At 65.9% G+C, this 26,378-nt stretch carries 22 protein-coding genes; 10 read left to right on the top strand and 12 right to left on the bottom strand.

Translation table 11 applies throughout. The features are described from left to right. Positions 1–75: 75 nt before the first annotated feature. Positions 76–957: a sigma-70 family RNA polymerase sigma factor gene (locus tag QNN98_RS14055; protein ID WP_227913264.1), complete on the bottom strand. Its 882-nt coding sequence runs from the start codon at positions 955–957 to the stop codon at positions 76–78. Between the two features lie 282 nt (positions 958–1,239). Here QNN98_RS14055 and QNN98_RS14050 point away from each other — a divergent pair, with 282 nt between their 5' ends. From QNN98_RS14050 to QNN98_RS14035, 4 genes are read left to right on the top strand one after another with little or no spacing between them, the layout of a single operon-like run. After that, complete coding sequence (locus QNN98_RS14050) at positions 1,240–1,725, top strand: flagellar protein FlgN (protein ID WP_283997950.1); 486 nt, start codon at positions 1,240–1,242, stop codon at positions 1,723–1,725. 19 nt (positions 1,726–1,744) lie between these two features. Further along, the gene (flgK, locus tag QNN98_RS14045) at positions 1,745–3,145 is read left to right on the top strand and encodes a flagellar hook-associated protein FlgK (protein ID WP_283997948.1); all 1,401 of its coding nucleotides are present in this window, start codon (positions 1,745–1,747) and stop codon (positions 3,143–3,145) included. 4 nt (positions 3,146–3,149) lie between these two features. Further along, positions 3,150–4,037, top strand: coding sequence for a flagellar hook-associated protein FlgL (flgL, locus tag QNN98_RS14040; protein WP_227913257.1), 888 nt, complete (start codon positions 3,150–3,152; stop codon positions 4,035–4,037). Further along, positions 4,034–4,420, top strand: a complete 387-nt coding sequence (locus tag QNN98_RS14035; protein ID WP_227927068.1) for a flagellar assembly protein FliW — start codon at positions 4,034–4,036, stop codon at positions 4,418–4,420. Before flgL ends, QNN98_RS14035 begins: the two co-directional genes overlap by 4 nt. A 75-nt stretch (positions 4,421–4,495) precedes the next feature. Here the strand turns inward: QNN98_RS14035 and QNN98_RS14030 are convergent, their stop codons facing one another. The 6 genes from QNN98_RS14030 to QNN98_RS14005 form a co-directional block, all read right to left on the bottom strand. Further along, entirely contained in the window at positions 4,496–5,332 is an 837-nt protein-coding gene (locus QNN98_RS14030) for an aldo/keto reductase (protein ID WP_283997944.1), read from the bottom strand. A 104-nt stretch (positions 5,333–5,436) separates the two neighbouring features. Further along, the gene (locus QNN98_RS14025) at positions 5,437–5,898 is read right to left on the bottom strand and encodes a hypothetical protein (RefSeq protein ID WP_283997942.1); all 462 of its coding nucleotides are present in this window, start codon (positions 5,896–5,898) and stop codon (positions 5,437–5,439) included. 10 nt (positions 5,899–5,908) lie between these two features. Continuing rightward, entirely contained in the window at positions 5,909–6,580 is a 672-nt protein-coding gene (locus QNN98_RS14020; RefSeq protein WP_283997940.1) for a bacterial proteasome activator family protein, read from the bottom strand. A 158-nt stretch (positions 6,581–6,738) separates the two neighbouring features. Next, positions 6,739–6,939 carry a YbdD/YjiX family protein gene (locus QNN98_RS14015; protein ID WP_283997938.1) on the bottom strand — a complete coding sequence of 67 codons (201 nt, stop codon included), beginning with the start codon at positions 6,937–6,939 and terminating at the stop codon, positions 6,739–6,741. Continuing rightward, positions 6,936–9,230, bottom strand: coding sequence for a carbon starvation CstA family protein (locus tag QNN98_RS14010; protein WP_502864756.1), 2,295 nt, complete (start codon positions 9,228–9,230; stop codon positions 6,936–6,938). The genes QNN98_RS14015 and QNN98_RS14010 overlap by 4 nt, the downstream gene beginning before the upstream one ends. 168 nt (positions 9,231–9,398) lie before the next feature. Continuing rightward, positions 9,399–10,376 (bottom strand): NAD(P)H-quinone oxidoreductase, encoded by a 978-nt coding sequence (locus tag QNN98_RS14005; RefSeq protein WP_283997936.1) that lies wholly within the window; start codon positions 10,374–10,376, stop codon positions 9,399–9,401. A 228-nt stretch (positions 10,377–10,604) separates the two neighbouring features. On the opposite strand from QNN98_RS14005, the gene QNN98_RS14000 reads away from it, so the two are divergent. Then, positions 10,605–11,075: a MarR family winged helix-turn-helix transcriptional regulator gene (locus tag QNN98_RS14000; RefSeq protein ID WP_227927072.1), complete on the top strand. Its 471-nt coding sequence runs from the start codon at positions 10,605–10,607 to the stop codon at positions 11,073–11,075. Between the two features lie 42 nt (positions 11,076–11,117). On the opposite strand, the gene galK is transcribed toward QNN98_RS14000, so the two are convergent. From galK to QNN98_RS13975, 5 genes are read right to left on the bottom strand one after another with little or no spacing between them, the layout of a single operon-like run. Next, on the bottom strand, positions 11,118–12,350 hold the full coding sequence (gene galK, locus QNN98_RS13995) for a galactokinase (protein WP_283997933.1): 1,233 nt from the start codon (positions 12,348–12,350) through the stop codon (positions 11,118–11,120). After that, complete coding sequence (gene galT / locus QNN98_RS13990; protein WP_442860341.1) at positions 12,347–13,447, bottom strand: galactose-1-phosphate uridylyltransferase; 1,101 nt, start codon at positions 13,445–13,447, stop codon at positions 12,347–12,349. Before galT ends, galK begins: the two co-directional genes overlap by 4 nt. A 45-nt stretch (positions 13,448–13,492) precedes the next feature. Then, positions 13,493–14,449, bottom strand: coding sequence for a carbohydrate ABC transporter permease (locus QNN98_RS13985; protein ID WP_227927075.1), 957 nt, complete (start codon positions 14,447–14,449; stop codon positions 13,493–13,495). A 1-nt stretch (position 14,450) separates the two neighbouring features. Next, positions 14,451–15,398, bottom strand: coding sequence for a carbohydrate ABC transporter permease (locus tag QNN98_RS13980; protein ID WP_283997930.1), 948 nt, complete (start codon positions 15,396–15,398; stop codon positions 14,451–14,453). Between the two features lie 10 nt (positions 15,399–15,408). After that, complete coding sequence (locus tag QNN98_RS13975; protein ID WP_227927077.1) at positions 15,409–16,731, bottom strand: extracellular solute-binding protein; 1,323 nt, start codon at positions 16,729–16,731, stop codon at positions 15,409–15,411. 169 nt (positions 16,732–16,900) lie between these two features. On the opposite strand from QNN98_RS13975, the gene QNN98_RS13970 reads away from it, so the two are divergent. The 5 genes from QNN98_RS13970 to QNN98_RS13950 all read left to right on the top strand — a co-directional run bounded on the left by QNN98_RS13970 (position 16,901) and on the right by QNN98_RS13950 (position 26,333). After that, the gene (locus tag QNN98_RS13970) at positions 16,901–17,893 is read left to right on the top strand and encodes a LacI family DNA-binding transcriptional regulator (protein WP_283997927.1); all 993 of its coding nucleotides are present in this window, start codon (positions 16,901–16,903) and stop codon (positions 17,891–17,893) included. A 118-nt stretch (positions 17,894–18,011) separates the two neighbouring features. Next, positions 18,012–19,910, top strand: a complete 1,899-nt coding sequence (locus QNN98_RS13965) for a glycoside hydrolase family 2 protein (protein WP_283997925.1) — start codon at positions 18,012–18,014, stop codon at positions 19,908–19,910. A 120-nt stretch (positions 19,911–20,030) separates the two neighbouring features. Next, positions 20,031–20,477, top strand: a complete 447-nt coding sequence (locus QNN98_RS13960) for a septum formation family protein (protein ID WP_227913241.1) — start codon at positions 20,031–20,033, stop codon at positions 20,475–20,477. 351 nt (positions 20,478–20,828) lie between these two features. After that, positions 20,829–25,325 carry an ExeM/NucH family extracellular endonuclease gene (locus QNN98_RS13955; protein ID WP_283997922.1) on the top strand — a complete coding sequence of 1,499 codons (4,497 nt, stop codon included), beginning with the start codon at positions 20,829–20,831 and terminating at the stop codon, positions 25,323–25,325. Between the two features lie 123 nt (positions 25,326–25,448). Beyond that, complete coding sequence (locus tag QNN98_RS13950; protein WP_283997920.1) at positions 25,449–26,333, top strand: alpha/beta fold hydrolase; 885 nt, start codon at positions 25,449–25,451, stop codon at positions 26,331–26,333. The last annotated feature ends 45 nt before the right edge of the window (positions 26,334–26,378 follow it).

Here is a 26,378-nt window from a genome sequence, read left to right as displayed (position 1 = left end):
TATCGGCGGAGCATCAAAGAGTGTTAGCGATTCGGAAAAGAATTTTTTATTCGTTTCCGTCTGCCAGGAACGCCGCTAGGAAGCGGCAGGATTAAATACTGCCGGCCGCCCCGGAATGCCGGGAAGCCCCACCGGAAATCCAGGAAGACCCGCAGCCCCGGGAAGCACCGGCGCCAGGTGGTGCCGGGTAATCCCGCCGGCCGTGCGGTCCCCCACAGAAGTGAGGTAGGCATTGCGGCGGGCCGGGGCAATCCGGGAGGAAATCTGCGGGGCATTGCCCTCGTCCGAGTAATGCGTGCCCAATCCGTCGCGGAGCAGGCGGACCGCTTCGGCACGCTGCTGTGAGACAGCCGAGTGCGTGCTGCCGAGTTCTTCGGCAATCTCCTTAACCGTACGGTCGTGGAAGTAGATTTCCTCCACGATGTACCGCATCTTCTCCGGCAGGGCAGCGACCGCTGCATTGAGGTACTTCAACCGTTCGGTAGCCAGCAGGGAGCCCTCCGGCGACGGCATGTCAGCGACCAGGAAGTCGGTCACCGACTCGTCCAAGCTGGATACCGTGCGGGAAGCATCCGAAAGGGCGTCTTCGGCGACGGTGCGGTCCACACCCAGAGCCGAGGCAATTTCATCCACATTGGGCGTGCGCCCAAGCGCTGCAGTAAGGGTTTCCTTGACCGCCAGTGTTTCCTTGATCCGGCGCCGGGCGGATCGGGTGGCCCAATCGCTGGAACGCATTTCATCAGCGAAAGCACCGACGATGCGGCGGCGGGCATACGCACCGAAAGGAACCCCAAGATTCGGGTCAAAGGAATCGGCCGACGTTATCAGGGCAATGGAGCCGGCGGAGGCCAGGTCATCACGCGAAAGGTGCGTGGCCTTGGCGCAGACTTCGGATACGAGATAGCCAACCAGCGGCAGGTTTTCCACCACGAGCGCATTGCGTTCGGTACGATTCAATCTTTGGACCCCCAAGCCCTTGTTCCCCAACTGTCCCCAACTGATCCCCCAGTTGTGCGCCTGCCCGTGGTCAGTGGCTGAGTCCGCTGTGCTATCCACACGTGAGCGCTTTAGCTGAAACATACCACTAACATTCCGGATCAACCGGCCGATAGTGCTTTTTGACGGACAAATTGCAATGCGTCCGCCAATCCAAAGACTTTTGCCGCAGGTTGGGGCCTGGAACCAGACGTCTTTTCGTTATAGAGACATTCAGTGCACTACCTAGGAGGTGAGCCAAGCATGGGTACTCAGAGACTCTCCGCACTTCTTTGGGAGGAGCGTGAGTTATTGGAACTTCTTGTGTTCAAGCTCGAAGAAGAACAACTGCTGCTCACCTCCGGAAAAACCAAATGGCTGACGCACGCGACCCGCGAGGTGGAGCAGGTCCTGGAACGCCTCCGCGGGGCCGATCTGGGGCGGGCCGTGGCAGTAGCCGGCCTGGCCCGCGAATGGGGCACTGCCGAGGACGCCACCCTCCGCGAACTGGTGGCGGCAGCGCCGCCCGGGCCCTGGACGGAAATCTTCAACGCCCACCTCCAGGCCATGACGGAACTGACCGTGAAGATCCGCGAACTGCGCGATATCAACGAACAGTTCCTCCGCACGGCAGCCAGGTCGGCCCAGGAAACACTGGCGGGAATGAATCCCGAGGCCAACACCTACACAGCGTCCGGCACATCGGCCGCCCCCACCTCAGCCGCCCGGCTGGTTGACCAGAACATTTGACGTTAAGGACTCCTAAACAATGAGCACCTTCAGCGGCCTGAACACGGCATACACCGGCCTTTCCGCGGCCCGCAAGGGCATTGACGTGGTGGGCCAGAACATCGCCAACGCCAACGTTGCCGGCTACACCCGCCAGCGCCTGAACACCTCCGCTGCCCCCTCGCTGGCCCCGATGGGCAGGTTCTCCACCGGTACCGGCGTCGGCCAGGGCGTATCCGTGGACTCCATTGCCCGGCTGGGCAGCCTTCAGCTGGATACCCGGGTGCGCAGCACCGCCGCCGTGGCCGGCTACTCCGCCGTCCGCGCCAACGCCCTCATTGCCCTGGAGGACAGCTTCAACGAACCGGGCAAAAACGGGCTCTCCACCGCACTGCAGAATTTCTCCGCTGCTTGGCAGGGCGTAGCCAACAAGCCGGGCGACAATACCGCCGCTGCCGTGTTGCTGAGCGACACCGCAGCGGTGGCAGGCCAGATTGCCGACGGATACAACAACGTCCGCGACCAGTGGAACAGCACCCGCAGCGGGCTCAATGACATGGTCAGCGAACTCAATGACAGCGCCTCGCAGCTGGCCACGCTCAACGGAGCTATCCGGTCCACTCTTGCTTCCGGCGCATCCGCCAACGAATTGATGGACCAGCGCAACTCGTTGGCCACCACCATCGCTGCCCTGAGCGGTGCCACGGTCCGGGAAACTCCGGACGGCATGGTGGACGTGCTCATCGACGGCAACGCGCTGGTCACGGGCACAAACGTACGGACCCTGCAGGTCACCGGCGGAACATCCATCGATGACACCGCGGCACCCACCGTTTCCTGGACGGACCGTGCCGGCTCCGCCGGGATCAGCCGCGGCGAAATTGCCGGCGCCGTTTCACTGCTGGCTCCGGCAGGAGCCGGGGGGATCTTCGCAACCGCCGCCGCGTCCTACAACGAGGTTGCCGCCACCTTGGCGGCCACCGTCAACGAACTGCACAGCCAGGGCGCCACCACCGGCGGCGCCACCGGGCTAAACTTCTTCACCGTCGGCAGCCCCGCAGCCACCACGCTGAAAGCGATTCCCACAGACGCTTCCGGCATTGCCACGGGAACGCCCGGCGCAGGCACTTTGGACGGCAGCATGGCGGACAAAATCTCCCAGCTGGGTTCCAAGGCCGGCTCCGCTGACGCAGTGTGGAGCACCTTCGTGACAGCCACTGGTGCACTCAGCCGGTCCGAACTGCAGCAGGCAACGCTCGCCGGCGTGGCTTCCTCCTCCGCTGTCGACCTGCAGCTGTCCAACGCCTCAGTGGACCTGGATGAGGAAAACGTGAACCTGCTGATGTACCAGCACGCTTACCAGGGTGCTTCCCGCGTGATGAGCGCCATTGACGAAATGCTCGACACCCTCATTAACCGCACCGGAATTGTCGGAAGGTAACCCCGTGATCAGCCGCACCACCAACCAGACCATGGCCCGGACGGCCCAGCAGAACCTGCAGGCCAGCATGTCCCGCATGGCCAAACTGCAGGAACAGGTCACCTCCTCCGCCACCATTGGCCGCCCTTCGGATGACCCGACCGGCACGGCCAATGCGCTCAAGGTCCGGTCCGAAATCCGTGCGAACGTTCAGTACGGCTCCAACCAGAGCGACGCGGAGGGTTGGCTCAGCGTTACCGACAGCGCATTGAGCAATACCACCAAGATCCTGGGCCGGGTCAAGGACCTTGCCCTCAGCGCCACTACCGGCACTATGTCACCGAGCGACCGCAAGGCAATTGCCACGGAACTTGCCGGCCTGAAGACTGACCTGCTGCGCGAAGCCAATACCACCTACCTGGGCCGGACAGTGTTTGCCGGGACCTCGGACACCGGTAAGGCCTTCACCGAAGACGCGGGCTCCTACAACTACAGCGGAAGCGGCACCCCCACTACGCGTCGATTGGACGGCAGTACCCTGATGCGCGTTGATACCGATGGTGAAGCAGTGTTCGGCAGCGGAGAGGGATCAGTCTTTCGCCTGGTGGATGACCTGGTAAAGGATCTGAACGAGAATAACGATGCCAGCGGATACCTGACCAAGATCGATTCCGCCGCGGAAACGGTTCGGATGGAGCACTCCGCCCTTGGCGTCCGGCATGCCGCCACGATCAAGGCCAAGGACACCCTGGCGGAGCAGTCGATCAGCCTCGAATCCCGGCGCTCCGGCATCGAGGACCTGGACACTGCCAAAGTCATCATGGACATGAAGCTCCAGGAAGTCGCCTACCAGGCGGCTCTGGCGGTCACGGCGAAAGCACTGCAGCCCACACTGATGGACTTCCTGCGATGAGCACCGGCCTCACCTTCCTGACGCCCCCTCCCGGGTTGGCTCCCGAGGTCCACTTCGACCTCGAGGAGATCGACGGCGCGGCCGGCCTGTTCGCCCTGAGCACCTCCGGCAACGGGGGCACCGCCCGGCTCTACGTGCTGGACGCCTCCGTGTACCTGCCGGACTACCACCCGGAAATCACCGATGACCAGCGCCACCAGCTGCAGCTGGAAACCGCGGCCGACGCCGCCGTCCTGGTGGTTGCCAACCCCGCCCTGGACGGAACCACCGTCAACCTGCTGGCACCGATTGTGGTCAATGTGAACACCGGCAGCTGTGCGCAGGTGATCCTCGAAGGCCAGGACTGGCCGGTCCGTGCTCCCTTGGACCCGGTAGCCGCCTGAACGCACGCACTGATAAACCAAAAGGCGCACACCCCGCGGGGTGTGCGCCTTTTATGTTTCGCGAAAAGCTAAGGCTTAGGCGAAGTCGGCCGTTGCCGGATCGGCGCCGTAACGGGTGCCGTTGTCCAGGGCGTTGATGGCCTCGATGTCCTCAGCGCTGAGCCGAAGGTCCAGGGCCTCCCAGTTTTCCCGAATCCGGGACTCGGTCACGGACTTGGGGATCACAATGCTGCCCAGGGCCAGGTGCCAGGCGATGACCACCTGGGCCGGGGTGGCGCCGTCGTACTTCGCAGCGATCTCCACGAGCTTGGGGTCCTCGAGCAGGCCCTTGCCGGAGCCCAGCGGGGACCAGGACTCGTGCAGGATGTTGTGCTCGGCCTCGAAGGCGCGCAGATCGGCCTGGTTCAGGTACGGGTGGGTTTCCACCTGGTTCAGGACCGGGACAACGCCGGTGGCGTCGATGATTTCCTGCAGGGCTTCCTTGGTGAAGTTGCAGACGCCGATGGACTTCACGCGGCCCTGCTTCTGCAGTTCAACCAGCGCCTTCCAGGTGTCCAAGTACTTGTTCTGCTTGGGCTGGAGCCAGTGGATCAGGTACAGGTCCAGGGTTTCCAGGCCCAGGCGCTCCATGGAAGCGTCAAAGGCCTTCAGGGTTTCTTCGTAGCCCTGGTCCGCGTTCCACACCTTCGTGGTGATGAACATGTCTTCGCGGGGGACGGACGTGGCGGCAATGGCGCGGCCGACACCGGCCTCATTGCCGTAGATCTTGGCCGTATCGATGTGGCGGTAGCCAACCTCGAAGGCCTGTCCCACTACCTTTTCGGCAACCTCGTCCTCAACCTGCCACACGCCGTAGCCGAGCTGGGGAATGGTATTGCCGTCATTAAAAGTCACAACCGGTGATGTAGTCATGGTCTCATCCTTGTCCGGAATGCGCCGAGGACAAAGCCGATATGCTCTGCGCGAAAACGGGCGGCAGCCTATTCCCGATTCCGCGAAGTGTTTTGGGCGGCTAACTACAATTGCGGGGCTGCTGCCAGCGCACGCTCGGCTTCCGTAACGTCTTCGGCCACCAGCTCCGCGCGGCGTCGCACATTGTCCAGGCCCGCCGAGGCGACTCCCCAGCGCTCTGACTCCAGCCGGGACATGGCGGCCGCTTCGGCCGCTGCGGCGAGCGAGTTCCCGCTGCGCGACAGTGCCCGGTGCACGGTCGTCAGGGCGCCCGGAATGTTCTGCCCGCTGCTGGGCAGCTGCTGCTGGGCGCGGACGCAGACCTCGCGGATCCGCGGCAGCAGCGCAGCGAGTTCGTTGGCGACGGTGACCAGTTCGTTGTAGACGGCGTCGTCTTCCACGCCTTCGAGCATCTGGTAATACCGGTCCAGGCCCCGGGTAAACCGGTCATGGGCACGGCGCCACACTCCCTTGCCCAGTTCCGCGTCATCCTTCCGCCCCTGCCGGGCGGCTGCAAAAAGTGCCATCTACGTCCTATTACAAGTACTGGCCGGGGCCCGCGTGCGGTTCCTGCCGCGGGCTGCCCGTCCCTTGGGAAGCACGGCGCGGCTCCCCGTCGTCTCCAACAACAATTCCAGGGGCCAGCATGGTCCCGGGCGGCAGCTGGCGCAACTGAAGCCGCCCGGCCGCCTGGCTGGCCGTCTGTTGCGCGGCAATGGCGGTCTGGATACCACGGAAGAGACCTTCCAGCCAGCCCACCATCTGGGCCTGCGCTATCCGCAGTTCCGCGTCGGTGGGGGTTGAATCATCCAGGAACGGCAGGTTGATCCGGTGCAGCTCGTCCACGAGTTCGGGTGCAAGCCCGTCCTCAAGCTCGCCAATGGAGCGGGCGTGGATCTCCGCCAATCGGTTGCGTGCGGCGTCGTCAAGCGGGGCATTGCGCACCTCTTCAAGCAGCTGCTTGATCATGGTGCCGATGCGCATGACCTTCGCCGGCTCATCCACCAGCTCGTTCAGTTTGGCGGGGCCGCTTTTACCTTTGCCCTGCCCGTTCGGTGCGTCCGCTGCCTTGTCCACCTCACCGGCGCCGCTTTCTGTTCCCGCTGTACCCGCTCGGGCAGTACCGTCCTCCGCCGGGGTCTGTGACTTCTGGGCAGGAGCGTCCGGGGCCGCGCCGGGGCCGTCGGAGGATCCGTTCTGATCAGTCATGGCATTAATGCTCTCACGCTTAGTGACGGTTGCCTCCTGTCCGGCCGGCTTTCCGGCCGTATTGGCAGCAACAAAGCGACGCATATACGCACGACGGCGGCGCCGCAGGTAGGTGCGGCGCCGCCGTCGTTAGTGGTTCCGTCCTGGCGGGTGCAGGCTCAGCAGCAGCGGCCCTGCGGGTTGGCATCCTGGCGGTCCATCTTGTCCCGCCAGAACTCCTTCTCGCTCATCAGCGGGGACGCACAGCCCGACGCCGCGTGGAAGTCCGCGTACTTGCGGTACGCGTCTTCCCCCATCACGTCGCGGAAGAACCGCACGAAGCTGCGCACCCCCTGCCCGACGGCGACGGCGGCACTCATGAGTGCGCGGCTTTCTTCGCCGGCCGCTGGGCGTCCGACAGGGCATCCCACTGGGCCAGGATCTCCTTTTCCGCCGGAGTGGTCAGGAACCCCGCAGGCGCGAACTTCCGGGACGGGATCGCCGGGTCTTCAGCACTGGGGGCGCCGCCGGAACGGTAGGAGCGGATGGTGGCGATGATGGCCGTGATGATCACGATGATTGCCAGCGTCACGAACACCACGGACAGCGTGGTCTGGATCAAGGTGTTGCGCACCACCGCTTCCATGGCTTCCACGGTCTTGGCCGTGCCGAAGCTGGTCTTCCCTTCGGCCAGGGCCGCGGAGAAGGCCTCATGGTTGGCCCAGTAGCCGACGGCGGGAACCGGCGAGAAGATCTTGTAGAACGACGCCGTAATGGTCACCACCGCGGCGAAGGCCAGCGGCAGCGCCACGATCCACAGCCACCGAAACGCGTTCTTTTTGGCGATGATGGCCATGCAGACGGCCAGCGCAATGGCGGCGAGCAGCTGGTTGGCGATGCCGAAGAGCGGGAACAGGGTGTTGATCCCGCCCAGCGGGTCCGTGACCCCCATGATCAGGATCGACCCCCAGCCGGCCACCATAATGGCGGTGCTGATCCATGCGCCGGGCCGCCAGGACATGTCCTTGAACTTCGGGGCGACGTTGCCGATGGTGTCCTGCAGCATGAACCGTGCCACGCGGGTGCCGGCGTCTACGGCGGTGAGGATGAACAGGGCCTCGAACATAATCGCGAAGTGGTACCAGAAAGCCATCATGGACGGCCCGCCGATCAGGGAATGCATGATGGTGGCCAGGCCGACGGCGAGCGTGGGCGCGCCGCCGGTGCGCGACACAATGGACTCTTCCCCCACGTTGGAGGCAAGGCCGGAAAGCATGTCCGGGGTGAGGTTCACGCCCGTCAGGCCCAGGCTGTTGACGAAGGCGACGGCGCCCTCCACGGTTCCGCCGGTGGCGCCGGCGGAGGCGTTCATGGCGAAGTAGATGCCGCGGTCAATCGAGACGGCGGCGACGAGCGCCATGATGGCCACGAAGGATTCCATCAGCATGCCGCCGTAGCCGATGAACCGGGTCTGGCGTTCCTTCTCCAGCATCTTGGGGGTGGTGCCGGAGGAGATCAGGGCGTGGAAGCCGGACAATGCACCGCAGGCGATGGTGACGAACAGGAACGGGAAGAGCGGGCCGGCGACCACCGGGCCGTTGTCCCGGCCGGCGAATTCGCTGACCGCGGGAACGGAGATTTCCGGGCGGACAATGATGATCGCGACGGCGAGCATCACGATGGTGCCCACCTTCATGAAGGTGGAGAGGTAGTCGCGGGGGGCCAGCAGCAGCCAGACCGGCAGGACGGCGGCAATGAAGCCGTAGATGATGATGCCCCAGGCGATGGTTGTCGGTTCCAGGGTTAGGGCGTCGCCCAGCGGGGTGCCGGCAACCCAGCCGCCGCCGATGATCGCGGCCAGCAGCAGGACGAAGCCGATGATGGACACCTCGGTGACCTTGCCCGGCCGCAGGAAGCGCAGGTAGACGCCCATGAACAAGGCGATGGGGATGGTCATGCTGACGGAGAAGACGCCCCACGGGCTTTCGGCCAGGGCGTTCACCACCACCAGGGCGAGGATGGCCACGATGATGATCATGATGACCAGGGTGGCGATCAGTGCTGCGGTGCCGCCGATCAACCCGAGTTCGTCGCGGGCCATCTGGCCCAGCGAGCGGCCGCCGCGGCGCATGGAGAAGAACAGGACAAGGTAATCCTGGACAGCGCCGGCCAGCACCACGCCCACAATGATCCAGATGGTTCCGGGCAGGTAGCCCATCTGCGCGGCCAGGACCGGGCCGACGAGCGGGCCGGCGCCGGCAATGGCGGCGAAGTGGTGGCCGTAAAGCACCCGCCGGTCGGTGGCGGCGAAGTCCTTGCCGTCCGCCAGGTACTCCGCGGGAGTGGCACGGCGGTCATTGGGCTTCAGCAGTTTGGCTTCAATGAGCTTGGAGTAGAAGCGGTACCCAATGAAATAGGTACACACCGCGGCGAACACGAACCAGATGGCGTTGACCGTTTCGCCGCGGACCACGGCCAGCATGGTCCAGCTCAGGCCGCCCAGCAGGGCGATGCCCGCCCACAGGGCAATCTTTCCCGGCGTCCACCGGCGGTCTTCCGCCGCCAGCATTTCCGGGTCCACGGCTACCGGCGGCAGTGCCGGGTCCTGTTCCAGGACGTCGCCGTCCGGTATTCCTTCAGTTTCGGCCCGGTGCCGATGGTTCTCGCTCATGATGATCCCTCTATCTGCGGTGGCTTGTCTGCGTTGACATTTCAACCGATGGGCAGGGAGTGACCCTGCTCCTAGAGATTATCAGCGGGTGAGTCGCACGTCACAGATACACGTGACGGCGGCCGCACAAGTGCAGCCGCCGTCGTTGTGCCCCTGGGGACTCCGGAACTAGAGGGTGAGCAGGATCTTGCCCGCGTGCTGCCCGGAGTCGAAGTACTCGTGGGCGGCGGCCGCCTCGGCCAGCGGGAAGGTGCGGTCCACCAGGGGCCGGATCTGCCCGGAGACCAGCAGCGGCCAGACATGCTCACCCACCGCGGCCATGATGGCACTCTTTTCCTCCACCGGCCGTCCGCGGAGGGTGGTGCCGATGACGGCGGCGCGTTTGATCATCAGCTGGTTCAGGTCCAGTTCGGCCTTGATACCGCCCTGCAGCCCGATGATCACCAGCCGGCCGGCGACGGCGAGCGCATCCAGGTTCTTCTGCAGGTACTTGGCGCCCACCACGTCAAGGATGACGTCGGCCCCGTGGCCTCCGGTGGCTTCGCGCACCGCTTCGACGAAGTCCTGTTCCTTGTAGTTGATCAGCACCTTGGCGCCCAGCGACTGAGCCAGTTCCAGCTTTTCCGCGGACCCGGCGGTCACCATGGGAACGGCGCCGAAGGCCGCGACCATCTGGATGGCCATGGTGCCGATGCCGCCGGTGGCCCCGTGGATCAGGACATAGTCCCCCTCCTGGACTGCGGCAGCCATAAAGAGGTTGGAAAAAACGGTGGCTGCCGTTTCCGGCAAGGAGGCGGAGGTGACGGCGTCGAAGCCGTCCGGCAGGGGCAGGACCTGGCCGGCGGGCACGGCCACCTGCTCGGCGTAGCCGCCGCCGGACAGCAGTGCAACCACTTCGGTTCCCACTGCCGGGCCCTCCACGCCTTCGCCGAGGGCGGCAATGCGGCCCGAAACTTCCAGCCCCGGATATTCGGAGGCTCCGGCCGGCACCGGATAGTGTCCCTGGCGCTGCATCGCGTCGGCGCGGTTGATGCCGGCGGCAATGACATCTATCAGCACTTCTCCCGGTCCGGCTGCGGGCGTGGGTACATCCTGGAGTTCAAGCGCTTCCGGTCCCCCGGGCGTCCCAATAACGATCGCTTTCATGCTGTCCTTCCTGGTTCAGGGAATTTTGGTGAATTCATCCCTTCTGCCAGACTACTAGTGAGGAAGGTTGTCCGAGCGGCCGATGGAGCTGGTCTTGAAAACCAGTGTGCGGTAACCCCGTACCAGGGGTCCGACCCCCGCCCGGGCCGGGCCCACCCGCAACCGCGGCCCGGGCACGGGGCCCGCTTTTCCTTTTGCCGGCACCTCCCGGGGCACTACGGTGATCCCATGACCGGGGTGGAGCAGCAGGAACGGACGCGGATCCTGCGCGCCCTGGAAGACATCACCGATTCACTCCAGTCCTCGGCCCTGTCCTCGTTCCTCGATCCGCTGCTCGCCACGGACCTGACTGTTCGGCAGCTCAAGGTCCTCACGGTGCTGGTCACCATCGAGGAGGGTGCGACGGGCAGTGGTTTGGCTCAATCCTTCGGCGTTTCCATGGCCTCCATGTCCGGACTGGTGGACCGGCTTGTGGCTCAGGGCGTAGCTGTCCGCTCGGAAGATCCCGTGGACGCCCGGGTGCGCAGGGTGAAGGCCACCCCGTTGGGCCGGACCGTGGTGCGCCGCCTGGTCGCAGGACGTCCGGAACTGAATTCCGACATCCTGGACCGGCTGCCGCTTGCTGACCTGCAGGCGCTTGAGCAGGGCTTGCGGGCGATCTCCGCCGAGGTTACCCGCAGGGCGCACGCCACGGGATGACTACCGTGCCGCTGCAGCGCCGGGGCCGCAGCGGCAGGGCCGTCATTGCCGTCCGGGCGCCGTGAGCTGAACGTGTCCGGCGCCGTCGGCCGGCAGGACGGTAAACAGGGCAGGTTCACGGAACCCCTTGTCGGCGAAGGCTGACAGCACCCCGGCACGGACTGCGTCCTCGTCGTCGTGCCGGACCAGGGCAATGGCCGAACCGCCGAACCCGCCTCCGGTCATCCGGGCACCCATCGCGCCGGCAGCGAGGGCGGCGTCCACGGCCAGGTCCAGTTCCGGGCAGGAGACCTCGAAGTCATCCCGCAGGGAGATGTGCGAGGCGGTCAGCAGTTCACCGATGGAGTCCACCGCGCCGTCGCGCAGCTTCTGCGCCACCTGCAGCACCCGCTGGTTCTCACTCAGGATGTGCCGCACCCGCCGCTGCGTCTGCCGGTCCAAGCCGGACAGGTCCGCGTCGGCAGGCACTTCGCGCAGCGACTCCGCGCCCAGCGCTGCCGCGCCCCGCTCGCAGGACTGCCGGCGCGCACTGTAGCCGCCGTCGGAGTGGCTGTGCTCCACCCGGGTGTCCATCACAAGCACTGAGAGGCCGTGCTCCGCTAGCGGCAGCGGCACAATTTCAGAGTCCAAGCTCCGGCAGTCCAGGAACAGGGCGCCGCCTTCGGCGCCCATCAGGGACGCAGACTGATCCATGATGCCTGTGGGTGCACCCACAAACTCGTTCTCCGCGTACTGGGTCAGGCGGGCCATCCCGGGACGGTCCAGCCCCAGACCGAGCAGGTCATTCAGCGCCACGATCACCGCCACTTCCACGGCATGCGATGAGGACAGGCCGGCACCCACCGGAACGGTGGAATCCAGGAGCAGGTCGAATCCCGGTACGGACGCACCGGCATGCTGCGCCAAGGCGTACACCACACCGGCAGGATAAGCGGCCCAATCAGCTGCCAGGCCCGGTTCCAGCCCACCGGTGGAGAACTCCGCCCGCGTCAGTCCGAGACCCTTCTGCGCATAGGTGGAGGCGAGGCGGACGACGTCGGTGTCCGCTTCCGGGTCCTGTCCCGGACGGCGCAGGCGCACCGCCACCAAGGCGCTGCGGTCAATGGCGAACGGCAGGACGAAGCCGTTGTTGTAATCCGTGTGCTCACCGATCAGGTTCACCCGCCCCGGGGCGCACCACACGCCGTCGGGCTCCGCGCCGAAGACCCCGGCGAAGCGGCGGGCCAACGCACCGGCCCGTTCCTCCAAATTAGTGGCGCTGGTTGCGGTGCTCATACCCGGACCTCCCGGAGCTTGGCGGCGGTTTGCTCCGCCGTGGTGTCGTTGACGAAAGCACCCATGGCAGCCTCCGAGCCCGCGAGGAACTTCAGCTTGTCCTCCGCCCGGCGGGGACTGGTCAGCTGCAGGTGCAGCCAGCCCGCCTCGCGGTCCGCGGCGGTAACCGGAGTCTGGTGCCAGGCGGAAATGTACGGGGTGGGAGTTTCGTACAACCCGTCCACCCGCCGGAGCAGGTCCAGGTAGACGGCGGCGAGCTCGTCACGTTCCGCCCCGGTCAGCGCGGCCAGGTCCGGAACCTGCCGGTGCGGCACCAGGTGTACTTCCAGGGGCCAGCGGGCCGCGTAGGGGACGTAGGCGGAGAAATGCTCGCCGGCCAGGACCATCCGGTCCCCGGCCTCCGTCTCGGCGCGGAGCAGTTCTCCCATCAGGGGCCGGCCATGCTCAGCGAGGTGCAGGCGGGAGCGTTCGGCCAGACGGGCGGCATGCGGCGCGGCGTAGGGGTAGGCGTAGATCTGCCCGTGCGGGTGGTGCAGCGTGACGCCGATGTCCTGGCCGCGGTTTTCGAACGGAAATACGTGTGCGATGCCCTCCAGCGCGGACAGTTCCTCCGTGCGCTGCGCCCAGGCTTCCACCACCGTCCGTGCCCGGTTATAGGACAGCGACGCGAAGGACCCGGTGTGCTCGGGGGTGAAGACCACTACCTCGCAGCGGCCGAACGCGGGATCGGGACGGCCCCACAGTTCCCGGCCGCCCGCTTCCCCCGGCTCCGGCAGGGTGCCCAGGGCCGGCCCGAGGGAGGGGAACCGGTTTTCAAACACGACGACGTCGAAGTCTCCGGCGGGGATTTCAGAGAACCGGTCCGCGGTGGTGGGGCACAGCGGGCACTGGTCCGCGGGAGGCAGGTAGGTGCGGGCCTGCCGGTGTGCGGCAACGGCCACCCATTCCCCGGTCAGCCGGTCAAAGCGCACTTCTCCGTTGCCGGAACGGGGATCCAGCGGGCGGGCGTCATGGACGGAGTCCACCGGCCGGCCGCCGCGGTCCGTGAAGAACAGCGATTCGCGGCCGTCGGCGAGCCTGTGCCGCCGGTGGACGATGGGCAGCGGCACGGTTTCCCGTGCTGCGCCGGACGTGCTGAACACTTACTGGCCTCCCATACCGGACGTGGCGAAACCCCTGATGATGTGACGCTGGAACAGCATAAAAACAATCAGCAGCGGCAGCGCACCGATCATTGCGCTGGCCATTTCGGAGGCGTACTGGACTCCGTAGGCATTCTTCACCGTACCCAGTCCCACGGGGATGGTCATGATTTCCGGGGAATTGGTCACGATGAACGGCCAAAGGAAGTTGTTCCAGGCACTGATGAACACAAAGATCGATACGGCGGTAATGATGGACCGGGACAGCGGCAGCACTACGGCGAAGAACACCCGGAAGTCGCCGGCCCCGTCCAGGCGGGCCGCCTCCTCCAGTTCAACGGGAATCTGGTCGAAGAAGTTCTTCATGACAATGACCATCAGCGGCATCACCACCTGGGGCAGGGCAACGCCCAGGATCGTGTCAGAGAGACGCAGCGCGATCATCTGGTCGAACAGCGGCACAATCAGGATCTGCGGCGGCACCATGATCGCGGCAACGGTAAGGCCGAAGAGCCACTTGCGGCCGCGGAACTTCTGCCGGGAAAACGCGTACGCGGCCATGGCGGAAATGGCCACGGTGATCACGGTGACGATGGTGGAGACCAGCACGGAGTTCCAGATCCAGAGCGGGATGTCGCCGGCCGCCAGCACGTTGCGGTAGGCCTCCGCCGTCCAGCCGCTGTCCGGCCAGAACTTCAGCGGTGCGGCGGAAACATCCGCCTCCGCCTTGAAGGAGGACAGCACAGCCCACAGCAGGGGCACGGCCCACACGACGGCGAGCACCGCCACCACGGCGTACGCCGCCACCCGTCCCTTGCGGCCGGGGCCCAGGGTCAGGCTGCGCAGGTGTTCGGCTTCGCGCTTTTTCTGTGCGCGGGCACGGACCCGGCGGCTCAGGGCGGCTTCGTCCTCCGGCCGGGTTTCGGATGCGGGTGCAGGAGCAGTTGCAGTAGCCATGTCAGGAGTCCTTCCGCTTTGCGAACCACATCTGGGCCAGGGAGACCAGGACGATGAGCGCGAAGAAAATGTAGGAGGTAGCGGAGGCGTAACCGAGCCGGTACCCGATGAATCCGGAGTCGTAGATGTACTGCAGGATCGAGCGGGTGGCGCCGTTCGGTCCGCCCTGGGTCAGCAGGAAGATCTGGTCGAAGACCTTCAGTGAGGCGAGGGCCTGCAGCAGGATGATCAGGCCCGTGGTGCTTTTCATCATGGGCAGGGTGATGGAGAACAGCCGCCGCCAGGACCCGGCGCCGTCCAGCTGGGCGGCTTCATAAAGGTGGTCCGGGATGTTCTGCAGGGCCGAGAGGTAGAGCAGGAAGTTGAATCCGACGGTCCACCACAGCGTCACCAGGGCAATGGACCACATGGCCACGTGCTCGTCGCTCAGCCAGCCCACCTGGCTGAAACCGAGCCGGTCCAGCATTCCGTTGACCAGGCCGAAGTCGTTGGTGAAGAGGAACGCCCAGATGGCGGTCACCACGGAAACCGGGAGCAGGAACGGGGCGAAAAAGGTCAGCCGCCACAGCCACTGGCCCTTCAGTCCCGTGTAGACGAGGTACGCCATCACGAAGGAGACCACTACCAGCGGCACGGAGGAGATCACGGTGAAGAACAGGGTGTTCCCCAGCGAGGACCACATCTGCGGGTCGGTGAGGGCCTCGGAGTAGTTCGAAAGCCCCACGGTCTTGGCGCCCTCGGTGACCAGGGACCGGTTGGTAAGGCTCATCCACAGCCCGTAAATGATCGGCCAGATCAGGAAAAGCCCGAAGAAGAACAGGTAGGGGGCCAGGAACCAGTAGCCGGTGCGCGACGTCGGACGCCGGCGCGGAGCGCGGGAATTCAGCCTGGTACCGGCGACGGCCGGAAGGCCCGGAGAGTTGGCAGGAGTGTTGGTGGTGGTGGTCATGGCTGGCTCCTCAGGCGGTCGGGTTCGGGGCGGCGAGGAAGCGGTCCATGGCGGTGAGCATTCCGCCGACGGCGTCCATCGGCTTGGTCTGGCCCCGGAAGGCACTTGAGAGCGCCTGCGACATCTGGTTCTGGAAATCGGTGCCGGCACCGGCGAACCAGACCGCCGGGTCAAAGACCACGCGTTCACCGGCTGCGGCGTAGTCGGCCTGCGGGCGCAGTTCCTGGTATTCGGCGGTCTGCTGTGCGGGCAGGTAGGCGGGAATGTGGCCCGCCGTGCCCCACTGCGGGCCGCCCTCACGGATAACCGAGCCGACAAATTCGTAGATGGCGCGGCGGCGTTCGTCCGTCATGGAGCGCTGCTGCGGCAGGACATAGCTGTGCGAGTCCGCGTAGGCGGCCGGAGTGCCGAACATGGTGGGCATCGGCATGCCACCGGTCTGCGGCACCGCCTTCTGCAGGCCTGCCACCTCCCACACGCCGGACAGGATCATGCCCACGCGCCCGCCGTTGTAGGCGGCCAGCCCGCTCTCGTAGTCCATGTTTTCGGTCAGGCACTTGCCGTCCATCCAGGATGCGACGGCCCCGATCACTCCTGCCGCCCGATCCTCATCAATGGCTGCCGGCGAGCCGGGTTCGAGTTGGTACTCGCCGCCGGTCTGCCGGTACAGGCCCCAGAACAGCCTCCAGGCCTGGGCGGTGTCCATCAGGTAGCCGAAGCTGATGCCGTAGCCTCCGGTGACTTCCGCCAGCTTGCTGCCCACCTCATGCAGCTCTTCGGGCGAAGAGATCGGAAGGGTGCCGTCGGAGGCGAGCACGCCGGCCTTTTCGGCCAGGTCCTGGTTGAAGAAGGTGATGAAGGGGTGGGTGTCCAATGGCAGGGAGTACAGCTCGCCGTCGTAGTGGCAGGACTCCCACACCGCGGGGGCGAAATCCTTTTCATGGATGCCAACTTCGGCCAGCAGCGTCTTGTCCCATGGCTCCAGCAGGCCACCTGGCGCATAGCCCGGCATCCGGGAAATGTGCATGATGGCGGTGTCCGGCGGCTGCTGCGAAGCCGAGCTCATCGCCAGCTTGGTGTAATACGGCGGCCCCCAGGAGAACGTGGTGGGTTCGATGCTCAGCCCGGTTCGGGCTTCCACATCGCTGATGATGCCGCGCATATTGGCACCGTCGGCACCCTGGAACGGGTCCCAGACCGTGACGGGCGCCCGGCCGGAAGCGGCCGTGCCGCCGCAACCTGCCAGCGTGCCGGCGGCGCCTGCCGTGACGGCCGCCGCCAGCGCCCCCCGCAGGAACTGCCTGCGGTTCGGAGTTCTGTACTTGGTGTTCATTCTGCTCCATTTCCGGGCTCTGGACGTGAACTCATCATTGAGGTCAGTGTGACTGGTGAGCTGAACCACATGGGCAGGATTCTAACGTTAGCAATCGGTCACCGCCTATTCTTGGTAATTGCAAGTACACGGCCTCGGCCGCTGACAGGTAGTGGAAAGGGTCGGGAACGTGAAGCGAGTGGGCGTCAAGGAGGTCGCAGAGCGAGCCGGCGTGTCATGGAAGACCGTCTCCAACGTGATGAACAACCGCCCGGTGGTGCATCCGGAAACGCGCGCCCGGGTCCTGCAGGCCGTGGAGGAACTGGGATATACCCCTAATCTGATCGGCCGCCAGCTGCGCCAGGGTTCCACCCGCGCCATCGCCCTGGTGGTCCCGGACCTGCGCAACCCGTACTTTGGGGTGCTTGCGGAGACTCTGGAATCCGCTGCCAAGCGCCGCGGTTACACGGTCTCCATTGAAATTTCCGGCGGAACCGTGGACTTGGAGCAGCACTACCTGCACGGCTGGCACGGCCGGCTGTTTGACGGGCTGATCTTCTCTCCTTCCGCCGTCACCGCCGAAGCCATCACCAAACGCACCGACCCCACACCCATGGTGCTGCTGGGTGAACGGATTATCAGTGCGGACGTACCGCATGTGGCCATCGACAATGTGGCCTCCAGCATGGATCTGGTCCGGCACCTGGTGGAGGGCGGACGACGCCGGATCGGGTTCCTTGGCGCAGACGGCACCGGCGGGATTTCCACCGGCAGCCAGCGGTTTGAGGGCTACCGGGCAGCCCTGCGCTTTGCCGGCCTGCCCTATGACCCGGCGCTCGTGGGCACCACGGGCTCCTGGTTCCGCAAGGAGGGCTTCGATATGGCGCAGCAGATCCTCGCCGCACCCGGCGTGGACGCATTGGTCTGCGCCAATGACCTCCTCGCCGTCGGCGCCCTGACGGCGGCACGCGGGCTGGGACGCCGTGTCCCGCAGGACCTTGCGCTGGTGGGCTGGGACAACATTGACGAAGTTGCCTATACCGCCCCGGGCATTACTTCCGTGGCACCGGACCTGGAGGCCCTGGCCGAAGCGGCGGTCTCCTCCGTGCTGGGCGAACTGGACGGCGAAGTGGTGATCCCGCACCGCATCGTCGAACGGGAGTCCTCGGCGCCTGCAGTATAGGCAGGGCGGAGCAGGGTCGGTGTGCCGGGTATTTTTGCCGATGAATTCTAACGTTGCAATTCTGGGACGGCTGCGGTTGACTGGGATCACAATTTTCACCTCTCCGCCCGAAGGACCAATGATGACCCTCCCCGCGTTTGACCCTCCTGTGACCGCAACGGACATCCCCCGCCCCGAGCATCCCCGGCCCCAGTTTGTCCGTGACCACTGGCTCAACCTCAACGGGACTTGGGATTTCGAAATCGACCGCAGCGATTCGGGGTTGGACCGCGGCCTGCTGGAACGCGCCCTGTCCGGGACCATCACGGTTCCGTTTGCCCCGGAGTCCGGGCTTTCGGGCATTGGTGACACTGATTTCCTGGATGCCGTCTGGTATCGGCGGACCGTGAAGATTCCCGCGGATTGGACGGGCCTGCGCCCGGTCCTGCATTTCGGTGCGGTGGACTATGACGCCACCGTGTGGGCGAACGGCATCGAAGTGGTCCGGCACCGCGGCGGTTTCACCCCTTTCGAAGCCGACCTCTCAGCGGTCGCCGGGCCGGGCGACGACGTCGAAATCACTGTCCGGGCCCGGGACCTGCACCATCAGGTCCAGGCCCGCGGTAAACAGGCGACCTGGTTCGCCAACACCCACTGCCAATACACCCGGACCACCGGCATCTGGCAGACCGTATGGCTCGAAGGCGTACCGCCGGTGGCAGTAACACGGGTCCAGATCACCCCAAACCTGGCCGCCCGCAGCTTCGCCGTCACCGCACCCCTTACCGCGAACCTACCCAACGGCGTCCTGACCGTGCGTCTGACCGACAACGCCGGCACCACAGTGGCCGAGTCTTCGGTCAGCACCGCCTACGACCTTGCTCCGGCCCTGGTCCTCAGCCTGGCAGAAGCGGACGTACGCCTGTGGGACGTGGGCGACCCGCAGCTCTACGGGGTGGAGATTTCCCTGCGTTCCGGAGACACCGAAGTAGACAGGATCCGCAGCTACACGGCGCTGCGCTCGGTCAGCATTGACGGCAATTCGTTCCGGCTCAACGGCCGCCGCGTCTTCCAGCGCCTGGTCCTGGACCAGGGCTACTGGCCCGAATCCCTCATGACCGCGCCCTCCGACCAGGCCCTGATCGATGACATCGAGCTCTCCCTTGCGGCCGGTTTCAACGGCGCCCGCCTGCACCAGAAGGTTTTCGAAGAGCGGTTCCTCTACCACGCCGACACCCGCGGCTACCTGGTCTGGGCTGAATTCGGGGACTGGGGCGTCTCCGGACAGGGCCCGATGGGTGAAAACCAGAAGCCGGACGCGTCGTTTGTCTCCCAGTGGCTGGAAGCGGTCCGGCGCGACGTCAACCACCCCTCGATTGTGGGCTGGTGCCCGTTGAACGAGACCCACCAGGTGATGCATGACCGGGTGACCGTGCTCGACGACGTCACCCGGGCCATGTTCCTGGCCACCAAGCTGGCGGACCCCTCCCGTCCGGTGATTGATGCCTCCGGGTACTCCCACCGGGTGCTGGAGACCGATGTCTACGATTCGCACTCCTATGAGCAGAGCCCGGAAGCTTTCCGCGCAGAGCAGGCCGGCTTGTCCGTTGGGAAGCCCTACCTTAACCGCCCGGACACGCTGGGCGAGATCGGACTGCCGCACGGCAAGACCGAGTATTCGCTGCCCTACGCCGGCCAGCCGTTCTTCATCTCCGAGTACGGCGGCATCTGGTGGAACGAGCAGGAGGCCTCCGAAGCCGAGCGCGCCGAGCGGGCGGCCGTGGGCAGCGACCAGGCCGATTCGTGGGGCTACGGAGACCGGGTCCGTTCCGAAGAGGAGTTCTACGCCCGCTTCGAAGGCCTCACCAACGTGCTGCTGGATGACCCGAACATGTTCGGCTACTGCTACACCCAGCTGACCGATGTCTTCCAGGAAAAGAACGGCGTGTACGACTTCAAGCGCGGCGAAAAGTTCGACGTCGAACGCCTGCGCCGCATCCAGCAGCGCCCGGCCGCGTATGAAGAGCGCACCGACTGACCCTCCCGCCGGCGGTGTGGTGGTGGACACAGCATGCCGGCAGGCCCCGTAGGATAGGCCCGTGGTTCCTGGCCGCCATGGGGGTGCGCCGCCACACCATTAGTTCCACAGGAGATACATATGAGCACCACAGCGCGGCTTCGCCGTCTGGCACTTCCGATTATTTTTGCCGGACTGTTGGCTGGCTGCTCCGGCGGCACGGCCCCGGGCAGCCTGGAAGTTGGAGACTGCTTCTCCGCTCCGGAACCGGACTCCGAAACCCGGGAAATCTTCGACGTTGACGTGGTCGAGTGCGAAGAGGCACACAAGCAGGAAGTTTTCGCTGTCGAGGAACAGGCTGAGGGTGACTACCCAGGCGTATCCGAGCTGGAGGCGAAGGCGCAGGAACTTTGCGCCGAAGAGTTCCAGGGCTACGTAGGCACGTCTTTCGACCTGTCGGAGCTGGAAGCCTCCTACATTGTTCCCACCGAGGATTCCTGGAAGAACGATGACCGGGACATCACCTGCACCCTCGGTGCCGCCAACGGCCCCGAGGTCTCCGAGTCCTACAAGGGTTCGAGCCGCTAGGGCAACCACCTTTCGCGTTAACTGAAAGGGCACTGCCGGCCTCTGGGGCCGGCAGTGCCCTTTTGTTACGTCCGGGACCGGTTGGCAAGTAGTGGGGGTGCCACCCCGTACACTGTGCTGGCGATCACTTTTCTGCTTTTCCGGGGGGTTTGGCAGAACTTGGGTGACGTGCAGCGCAGCACGTCACCCTCCGGTCATCTGTACGTAACCTGCACCGTTTAGCGTCATCTCCGTACAACCGCACCCGTTACCTGATCACCACTGTTCGCCATCACTTGCGCACCCCTTGCCGCCGCCCCTGGGCGCGGCCATAACCCGTCGGCCGCCACGGCCGACCAAGGAGTATGAGGCATGAGACCTTCAATCCGGAAGGCTGTGCTGGGAACAACCCTCTCAGCCGGCCTGCTCGCCGCGCCGCTGACCGCGTTCCCGGCCTACGCCGAGGAGGGCGGCGATCCCGCCGCTCCCGGCATCATTATTAACGAGGCGTACCTGTCCGGCGGCAGCGCCAACGCCCCCTTCAACACCAAGTTCGTGGAGCTCTACAACCCCGGCAGCGAACCCGTCAGCCTGGACGGCTGGTCCCTGCAGTACCGCGCAGCCGGCACCACAACCGCCCCCACCGGCATCGGCACCCTCTCGGGCACCATCGCACCGGGCGGCTACTATCTGGTCTCCGGCGCGAGCAACGGCACCACCGGAGCACCCCTGCCCACTGCCGACGCCACCATCGGCGCCAGTTTCGGCGGCGGAGGCGGCACCCTGATCCTCTCGAACCAGGGCACCCGCGTGGATCCGCTCCCCACCGGCTCGGTCACCGGGGCGCCCGGGGTGGTGGACCTGCTCGGATACGGCACCTCCAACACGTTCGAAACGGCCGCCGCCGCGGCACCGGCAGGCAACTCAGACCCGAAGTCGCTGAACCGCACCGGTTTTGCGGATTCAAACAACAATGCCGCTGACTTCACGCTGAACGCCTCGGTCACCCCCACCTCCACCGCCGGTTCCGTCCCCACCGAGCCGACCCCCACGCCTACACCCACGCCCACGCCCACGACGCCGGGCACTCCCGGAGCCGGGACCGTGCCGATCGCCGCGATTCAAGGCACCGGGGAGGCCAGTCCGCTGATCGGCCAAACCGTGACGACCCGCGGCAAGGTCACCGGCGTTTATCCCACCGGCGGCTTCAACGGGTACTACATCCAGACTCCCGGGACCGGCGGAGACCTTGATCCCGCTGCACACACCGCCTCAGACGGCATTTTCGTCTTCTCGGCGGCCACGGCCGGACAGGTTGCCGCCGGAGAGTACGTGGAGGTCACCGGCACCGTTGGCGAGTACAACGGGCTGACCCAGCTCACCGTCGCTGCGGGCGCCCTGACCAAGCTCAGCGAAGCGGCACCCGAGGTCAAGCCTGCGGCAGTGGCCTGGCCCGCCGCCGAAGCACAGCGCGAAACCCTCGAAGGCATGCTGCTGGCACCCCAGGGCAACTTCACCGTCACGGACAATTTCTCCCTGAACCAGTACGCGGAGATCGGCCTGGCCGCCGGCGACACCGCGCTGGTCCAGCCCACCGCAGTGGCCGCCGTCGGCACTCCCGAGCACGCCGCCGTCGTCGCGGATAACACTGCCCGTGCCGTCAAGCTCGACGACGGCGCCAGCACCAACTTCCTCAACGCCGCCAACCAGGGCAAGCCGCTCCCGTACCTAACCCCGGAGAACCCGGTCCGGGTGGGCGCTGCAGCCACCTTCAGCACCGGCGTGATCCTGGACTACCGCAACAGCGGCTGGAAGTTCCAGCCGCTTACGGAGCTGACCCCCGCCAATGCGGCCACGGTCCAGCCGGCGTCGTTCGAGAACACCCGCACACCGGCACCCCAGAGCGTGGGCGGCAACCTGAAGCTCGCCTCCTTCAACGTGCTGAACTACTTCACCACCACCGGCGACACGGTGCCCGGCTGCACCTTCTACAAGGACCGCGCCGGCGCACCCGTCACCGTCCAAGGAGGCTGCGACGTCCGCGGTGCCGCCAATGCGGCCAACCTGGAACGCCAGCAGGCCAAAATCGTGGCCGCCATCAACGCCCTGGGCGCAGACGTGGTTTCGCTGATGGAGGTGGAGAACTCCGCCACCTTCGGCAAGGACCGCGACGAGGCACTTTCCCGCCTCGTCGCTGCCCTCAATGCGCAGGCGCCGGGAACGTGGGACTACGTCCGCTCCCCTGCCGATCTGCCGGCCGACGAAGATGTCATCCGCACCGCGTTTATCTTCCGCACCGCAACGGCCGAGCCCGTGGGCGAATCCACCATCCTCGATGACGAAACCGTCTTCTCCAACGCCCGTGAACCGCTGGCCCAGGCCTTCCGGCCCGCCGGCGGCGAAGAGGGCACCGAAATCCTGGCTGTTTCCAACCACTTCAAGTCCAAGGGCTCCGCACCGTCCTCGGGCGAGAATGCCGACACCGGGCAGGGCGGCTGGAACGCGGACCGCGTCCGCCAGGCGCAGGCCCTGGTGGCCTTTGCCGCAACTGCATCCGAGGCCGCCGGAACTGACAAGGTCTTCCTGCTGGGCGACTTCAACGCCTACCACGCGGAAGACCCCATCAAGGTGCTGGCCGACGCCGGCTACGTTGATCTTGGTGCCGCCACCGGCAAGCATTCCTACGCGTTCGGCGGCACGGTCGGCAGCCTGGACCACGTCCTGGCTTCCCCGGCGGCCAGCGACGCCGTCACCGGCACCGACATCTGGAACATCAACTCGGTGGAATCCGTGGCGCTGGAATACAGCCGCTACAACTACAACGCCACCAACTTCTACGCACCGGATCCTTACCGGTCCTCGGATCATGACCCGATTCTCGTGGGCATGGACCTCACTCCCGAAGGTACCGGCACCGCCACGCTGAACCTGTTGAACATCAACGATTTCCACGGCCGGATCGACGCCAACACGGTGCCGTTTGCCGGAACCGTGGAGGAACTGAAGGCTGGTGCGCCTGCCGGCAGTTCACTGTTCCTCTCCGCGGGAGACAACATCGGTGCGTCCCTGTTCGCCTCCTCGGTGCAGCAGGACCAGCCGACCATTGACGTCCTCAACGCCCTCGGGCTGCGGGCCTCGGCAGTGGGCAACCACGAGTTCGACGGCGGCTTCGCGGACCTGACCGGGCGCGTGGCCCCGGCCGCCCGGTTCCCTTATCTGGGCGCCAACGTCTACACCAAGGGCACTACCACTCCCGCGTTGCAGGAGTACGAGATCCTTGACGTCAACGGCGTGAAGGTGGCCGTCATCGGCGCCATCACCCAGGAAACCGCCAGCTTGGTCAGCCCCGGCGGCATCAGCAACCTGGACTTCGGTGATCCGGTTGAGGCCGTGAACCGTGTGGCCGCGCAGCTGGTGGAGCAGGACCTGGCCGATGTGATCGTGGCCGAGTACCACGAGGGCGCCGGCAGCGGCACCCCCGACGGCGCCACCCTGGAGCAGGAACTCGGGGAAGGCGGCGCATTCGCTGAAATTGTCAACGAAACCACGCCGCTGGTGGATGCCATTTACACCGGCCACACCCATAAGCAGTACGCCTGGGACGCCCCCGTCCCCGGTGCGGACGGCAAGACCCGTCCGGTGGTGCAGACCGGCTCCTACGGCGAGTTCATCGGCCAGATCAAGCTCGAATACAACGCCGGCACTGATGAGGTCATGTCCTACTCGGCAGCCAACGTGGCCCGCACCAAAACGGCCCCGGCGGACCTGGTCGCCGCCTATCCGGCTGTCGCCGAGGTGAAGCGGATTGTCGACGCAGCCCTGGCGTACTCGGCCGAGGTGGGCAACCAGCCCGTTGGATCCGTCACCGCGGACATCACCACCGCCTTCGTGGGCACTGCCCGCGACGACCGCAGTTCCGAGTCGACCCTCGGCGGGCTGGTGGCAGACTCGCTGCTGTCCACGCTCTCCGCACCCGAACGAGGCGGCGCCGAAATCGGCGTCACCAACCCGGGCGGACTGCGCGCCGAGCTCTACTACGGGCCCGACGGAGTAATCACCTATGCCGAGGCCAATGCCGTCCTGCCGTTCGTCAACAACCTCTGGACCACCACTCTCACCGGTGCCCAGCTGAAAACGATGCTTGAACAGCAGTGGCAGCCCGAGGGCAGCTCGCGGGCTTTCCTGGCCCTGGGACTCTCCGACAACATCACGTACACCTTCGATCCGGACCAGCCGCGCGGTTCCCGGATCCAGAGCGTCACCATTAACGGCGCCGCCATGGATCCGGCCCGCGACTACCGGGTGGGGACCTTCAGTTTCCTGGCGCAGGGCGGTGACAACTTCACGGTCTTCCGGGAAGGCACAAACACCCGGGATACCGGCCTGGTGGACCGTGACGCCTGGATCAGCTATATCTCGGCCAACAGCCCGCTCTCTCCCGACTTCGCCCGGCAGGGCGTAGCGGTCAAGGGCGCACCGGCTACGGCAAAGGCCGGTTCGGCCGTGAGCTTTACGGTGTCGCAGCTGAACCTGACCTCGCTGGGCAGCCCCGCCAACACCTCACTGGCGGTCAGCTTTGTCGACGCGGCCGGCACGGCCACCGCCCTGGGCACCGTTCCGGTCTCCGCAGGATCCGCTGCCGTAACGGTGACCATTCCGGCGTCGGCGTCCGGGGCCGGCCGGCTCGTCCTCACGGCAGCTGAGTCCGGCACCACGGTGACCCTCCCGGTCACCGTGGAGAAAGCCGCTGCTCCCGCCCCGGTCTGCAAGGCACCGGTGGCGCCCAAGCACTGGTGGGACGTGCGCGGCTGGGCACGGTACGCCTACGAGCTGGCGCAGTACATCCTGTGCCTGACCGGGCGGCGGTAACCGCCCGGGCATGACCCGGCGGCCGTAAACCAGAAGCGCCGTCCCCTTACCCGGGGCGGCGCTTCTGCCGTTATGGTGGGGTTCCGTGCAGGCCGTGACAACGGCTGGAACAGGAGAAGGCACATGGACCACCGCCAGGACTTTCCGCCGGAACGGCACCGCACAGTGCGCAGCGGCGATGCGGAGCTCGCGGTGTACGAGTACGGTCCGCCGCCGTCGCCCGGGTCCCCGAGCGTGCTGCTGGTGCACGGATATCCCGACGACCACCTGGTTTTTGACGCCGCAGTGCGGCGGCTGGCCGCCGGACGGCACGTCATCACCTATGACACCCGCAACGCCGGTGCCTCCCGGGTGGACGACGGCGCCGCTTCCGGGCTCTCCCCCTACCGCCTGCCGGCATTGGTGGACGACTTGTATGCCGTCCTGGCCGCAACCGGAACCGGGCCGGTTCACCTGGTCGGGCATGACTGGGGGTCCATCCAGGGCTGGGCTGCCATCTCCGATCCCCGTGCCGCGGACCGGATCCTCAGTTACACCAGCATCTCCGGGCCTGATCTGGCCCATTTCCGGCACTGGCTGAAAGTGCGGCTGCGTTCCCGGCTATGGCCCGAGGCGCTGAACCAGGCGCTGCGCAGCAGCTATGTGGCGGCTTTCCAACTGCCGGTCCTGCCCGAGGCCGCGTGGAAGTACGTCCTGACGCCGCGGTATGAAAAATCCGCGGGCCGGCGCATCGGTGACAACGCCGCCCGCGGACTGCAGTTATACCGGGCCAACATGTTTACCGCCGCCCGTCCGCCGGAGGAACGCTATGCCGGCCCGGTTCAGGTGGTGGTCCCGTTGAAGGACCCGTTCCTCTCGCCGAAGCTGGTTTCCGGGCTGCAGGAACGCTTCCCCGGGGTGGAGACGGTGGAGGTAGACGCCGGCCATTGGTGGCCCGAGCAGAACAGCAGCGAATTTGCCGATCTGCTGGATCGCTGGCTCGCCCGCCATCCCGGAACCGGCGGCTGATCGGAGCCCCGGGCTGATCGGAGCCCCGAAAACACCGAAAGCGGC

Source organism: Arthrobacter sp. zg-Y1143, from assembly GCF_030125565.1.
Lineage (GTDB): Bacteria > Actinomycetota > Actinomycetes > Actinomycetales > Micrococcaceae > Arthrobacter_B.
This window is presented reverse-complemented; position numbering and strand designations above follow the sequence as displayed.

Excerpts from the sequence above, each read along its gene's own strand:
- galK (WP_283997933.1), bottom strand. The coding sequence starts at position 12,350 with ATGAGCACCGCAACCAGCGCCACTAATTTGGAGGAACGGGCCGGTGCG.
- QNN98_RS13955 (WP_283997922.1), top strand. The coding sequence starts at position 20,829 with ATGAGACCTTCAATCCGGAAGGCTGTGCTGGGAACAACCCTCTCAGCC.
- QNN98_RS14050 (WP_283997950.1), top strand. The coding sequence starts at position 1,240 with ATGGGTACTCAGAGACTCTCCGCACTTCTTTGGGAGGAGCGTGAGTTA.
- QNN98_RS14025 (WP_283997942.1), bottom strand. The coding sequence starts at position 5,898 with ATGGCACTTTTTGCAGCCGCCCGGCAGGGGCGGAAGGATGACGCGGAA.
- QNN98_RS13960 (WP_227913241.1), top strand. The coding sequence starts at position 20,031 with ATGAGCACCACAGCGCGGCTTCGCCGTCTGGCACTTCCGATTATTTTT.
- QNN98_RS13975 (WP_227927077.1), bottom strand. The coding sequence starts at position 16,731 with ATGAACACCAAGTACAGAACTCCGAACCGCAGGCAGTTCCTGCGGGGG.
- QNN98_RS14010 (WP_502864756.1), bottom strand. The coding sequence starts at position 9,230 with ATGAGCGAGAACCATCGGCACCGGGCCGAAACTGAAGGAATACCGGAC.
- flgK (WP_283997948.1), top strand. The coding sequence starts at position 1,745 with ATGAGCACCTTCAGCGGCCTGAACACGGCATACACCGGCCTTTCCGCG.
- QNN98_RS14000 (WP_227927072.1), top strand. The coding sequence starts at position 10,605 with ATGACCGGGGTGGAGCAGCAGGAACGGACGCGGATCCTGCGCGCCCTG.
- QNN98_RS14020 (WP_283997940.1), bottom strand. The coding sequence starts at position 6,580 with ATGACTGATCAGAACGGATCCTCCGACGGCCCCGGCGCGGCCCCGGAC.
- QNN98_RS14005 (WP_283997936.1), bottom strand. The coding sequence starts at position 10,376 with ATGAAAGCGATCGTTATTGGGACGCCCGGGGGACCGGAAGCGCTTGAA.
- QNN98_RS13985 (WP_227927075.1), bottom strand. The coding sequence starts at position 14,449 with ATGGCTACTGCAACTGCTCCTGCACCCGCATCCGAAACCCGGCCGGAG.
- QNN98_RS13965 (WP_283997925.1), top strand. The coding sequence starts at position 18,012 with ATGATGACCCTCCCCGCGTTTGACCCTCCTGTGACCGCAACGGACATC.
- QNN98_RS14030 (WP_283997944.1), bottom strand. The coding sequence starts at position 5,332 with ATGACTACATCACCGGTTGTGACTTTTAATGACGGCAATACCATTCCC.
- QNN98_RS14035 (WP_227927068.1), top strand. The coding sequence starts at position 4,034 with ATGAGCACCGGCCTCACCTTCCTGACGCCCCCTCCCGGGTTGGCTCCC.
- QNN98_RS13980 (WP_283997930.1), bottom strand. The coding sequence starts at position 15,398 with ATGACCACCACCACCAACACTCCTGCCAACTCTCCGGGCCTTCCGGCC.
- QNN98_RS13950 (WP_283997920.1), top strand. The coding sequence starts at position 25,449 with ATGGACCACCGCCAGGACTTTCCGCCGGAACGGCACCGCACAGTGCGC.
- QNN98_RS14015 (WP_283997938.1), bottom strand. The coding sequence starts at position 6,939 with ATGAGTGCCGCCGTCGCCGTCGGGCAGGGGGTGCGCAGCTTCGTGCGG.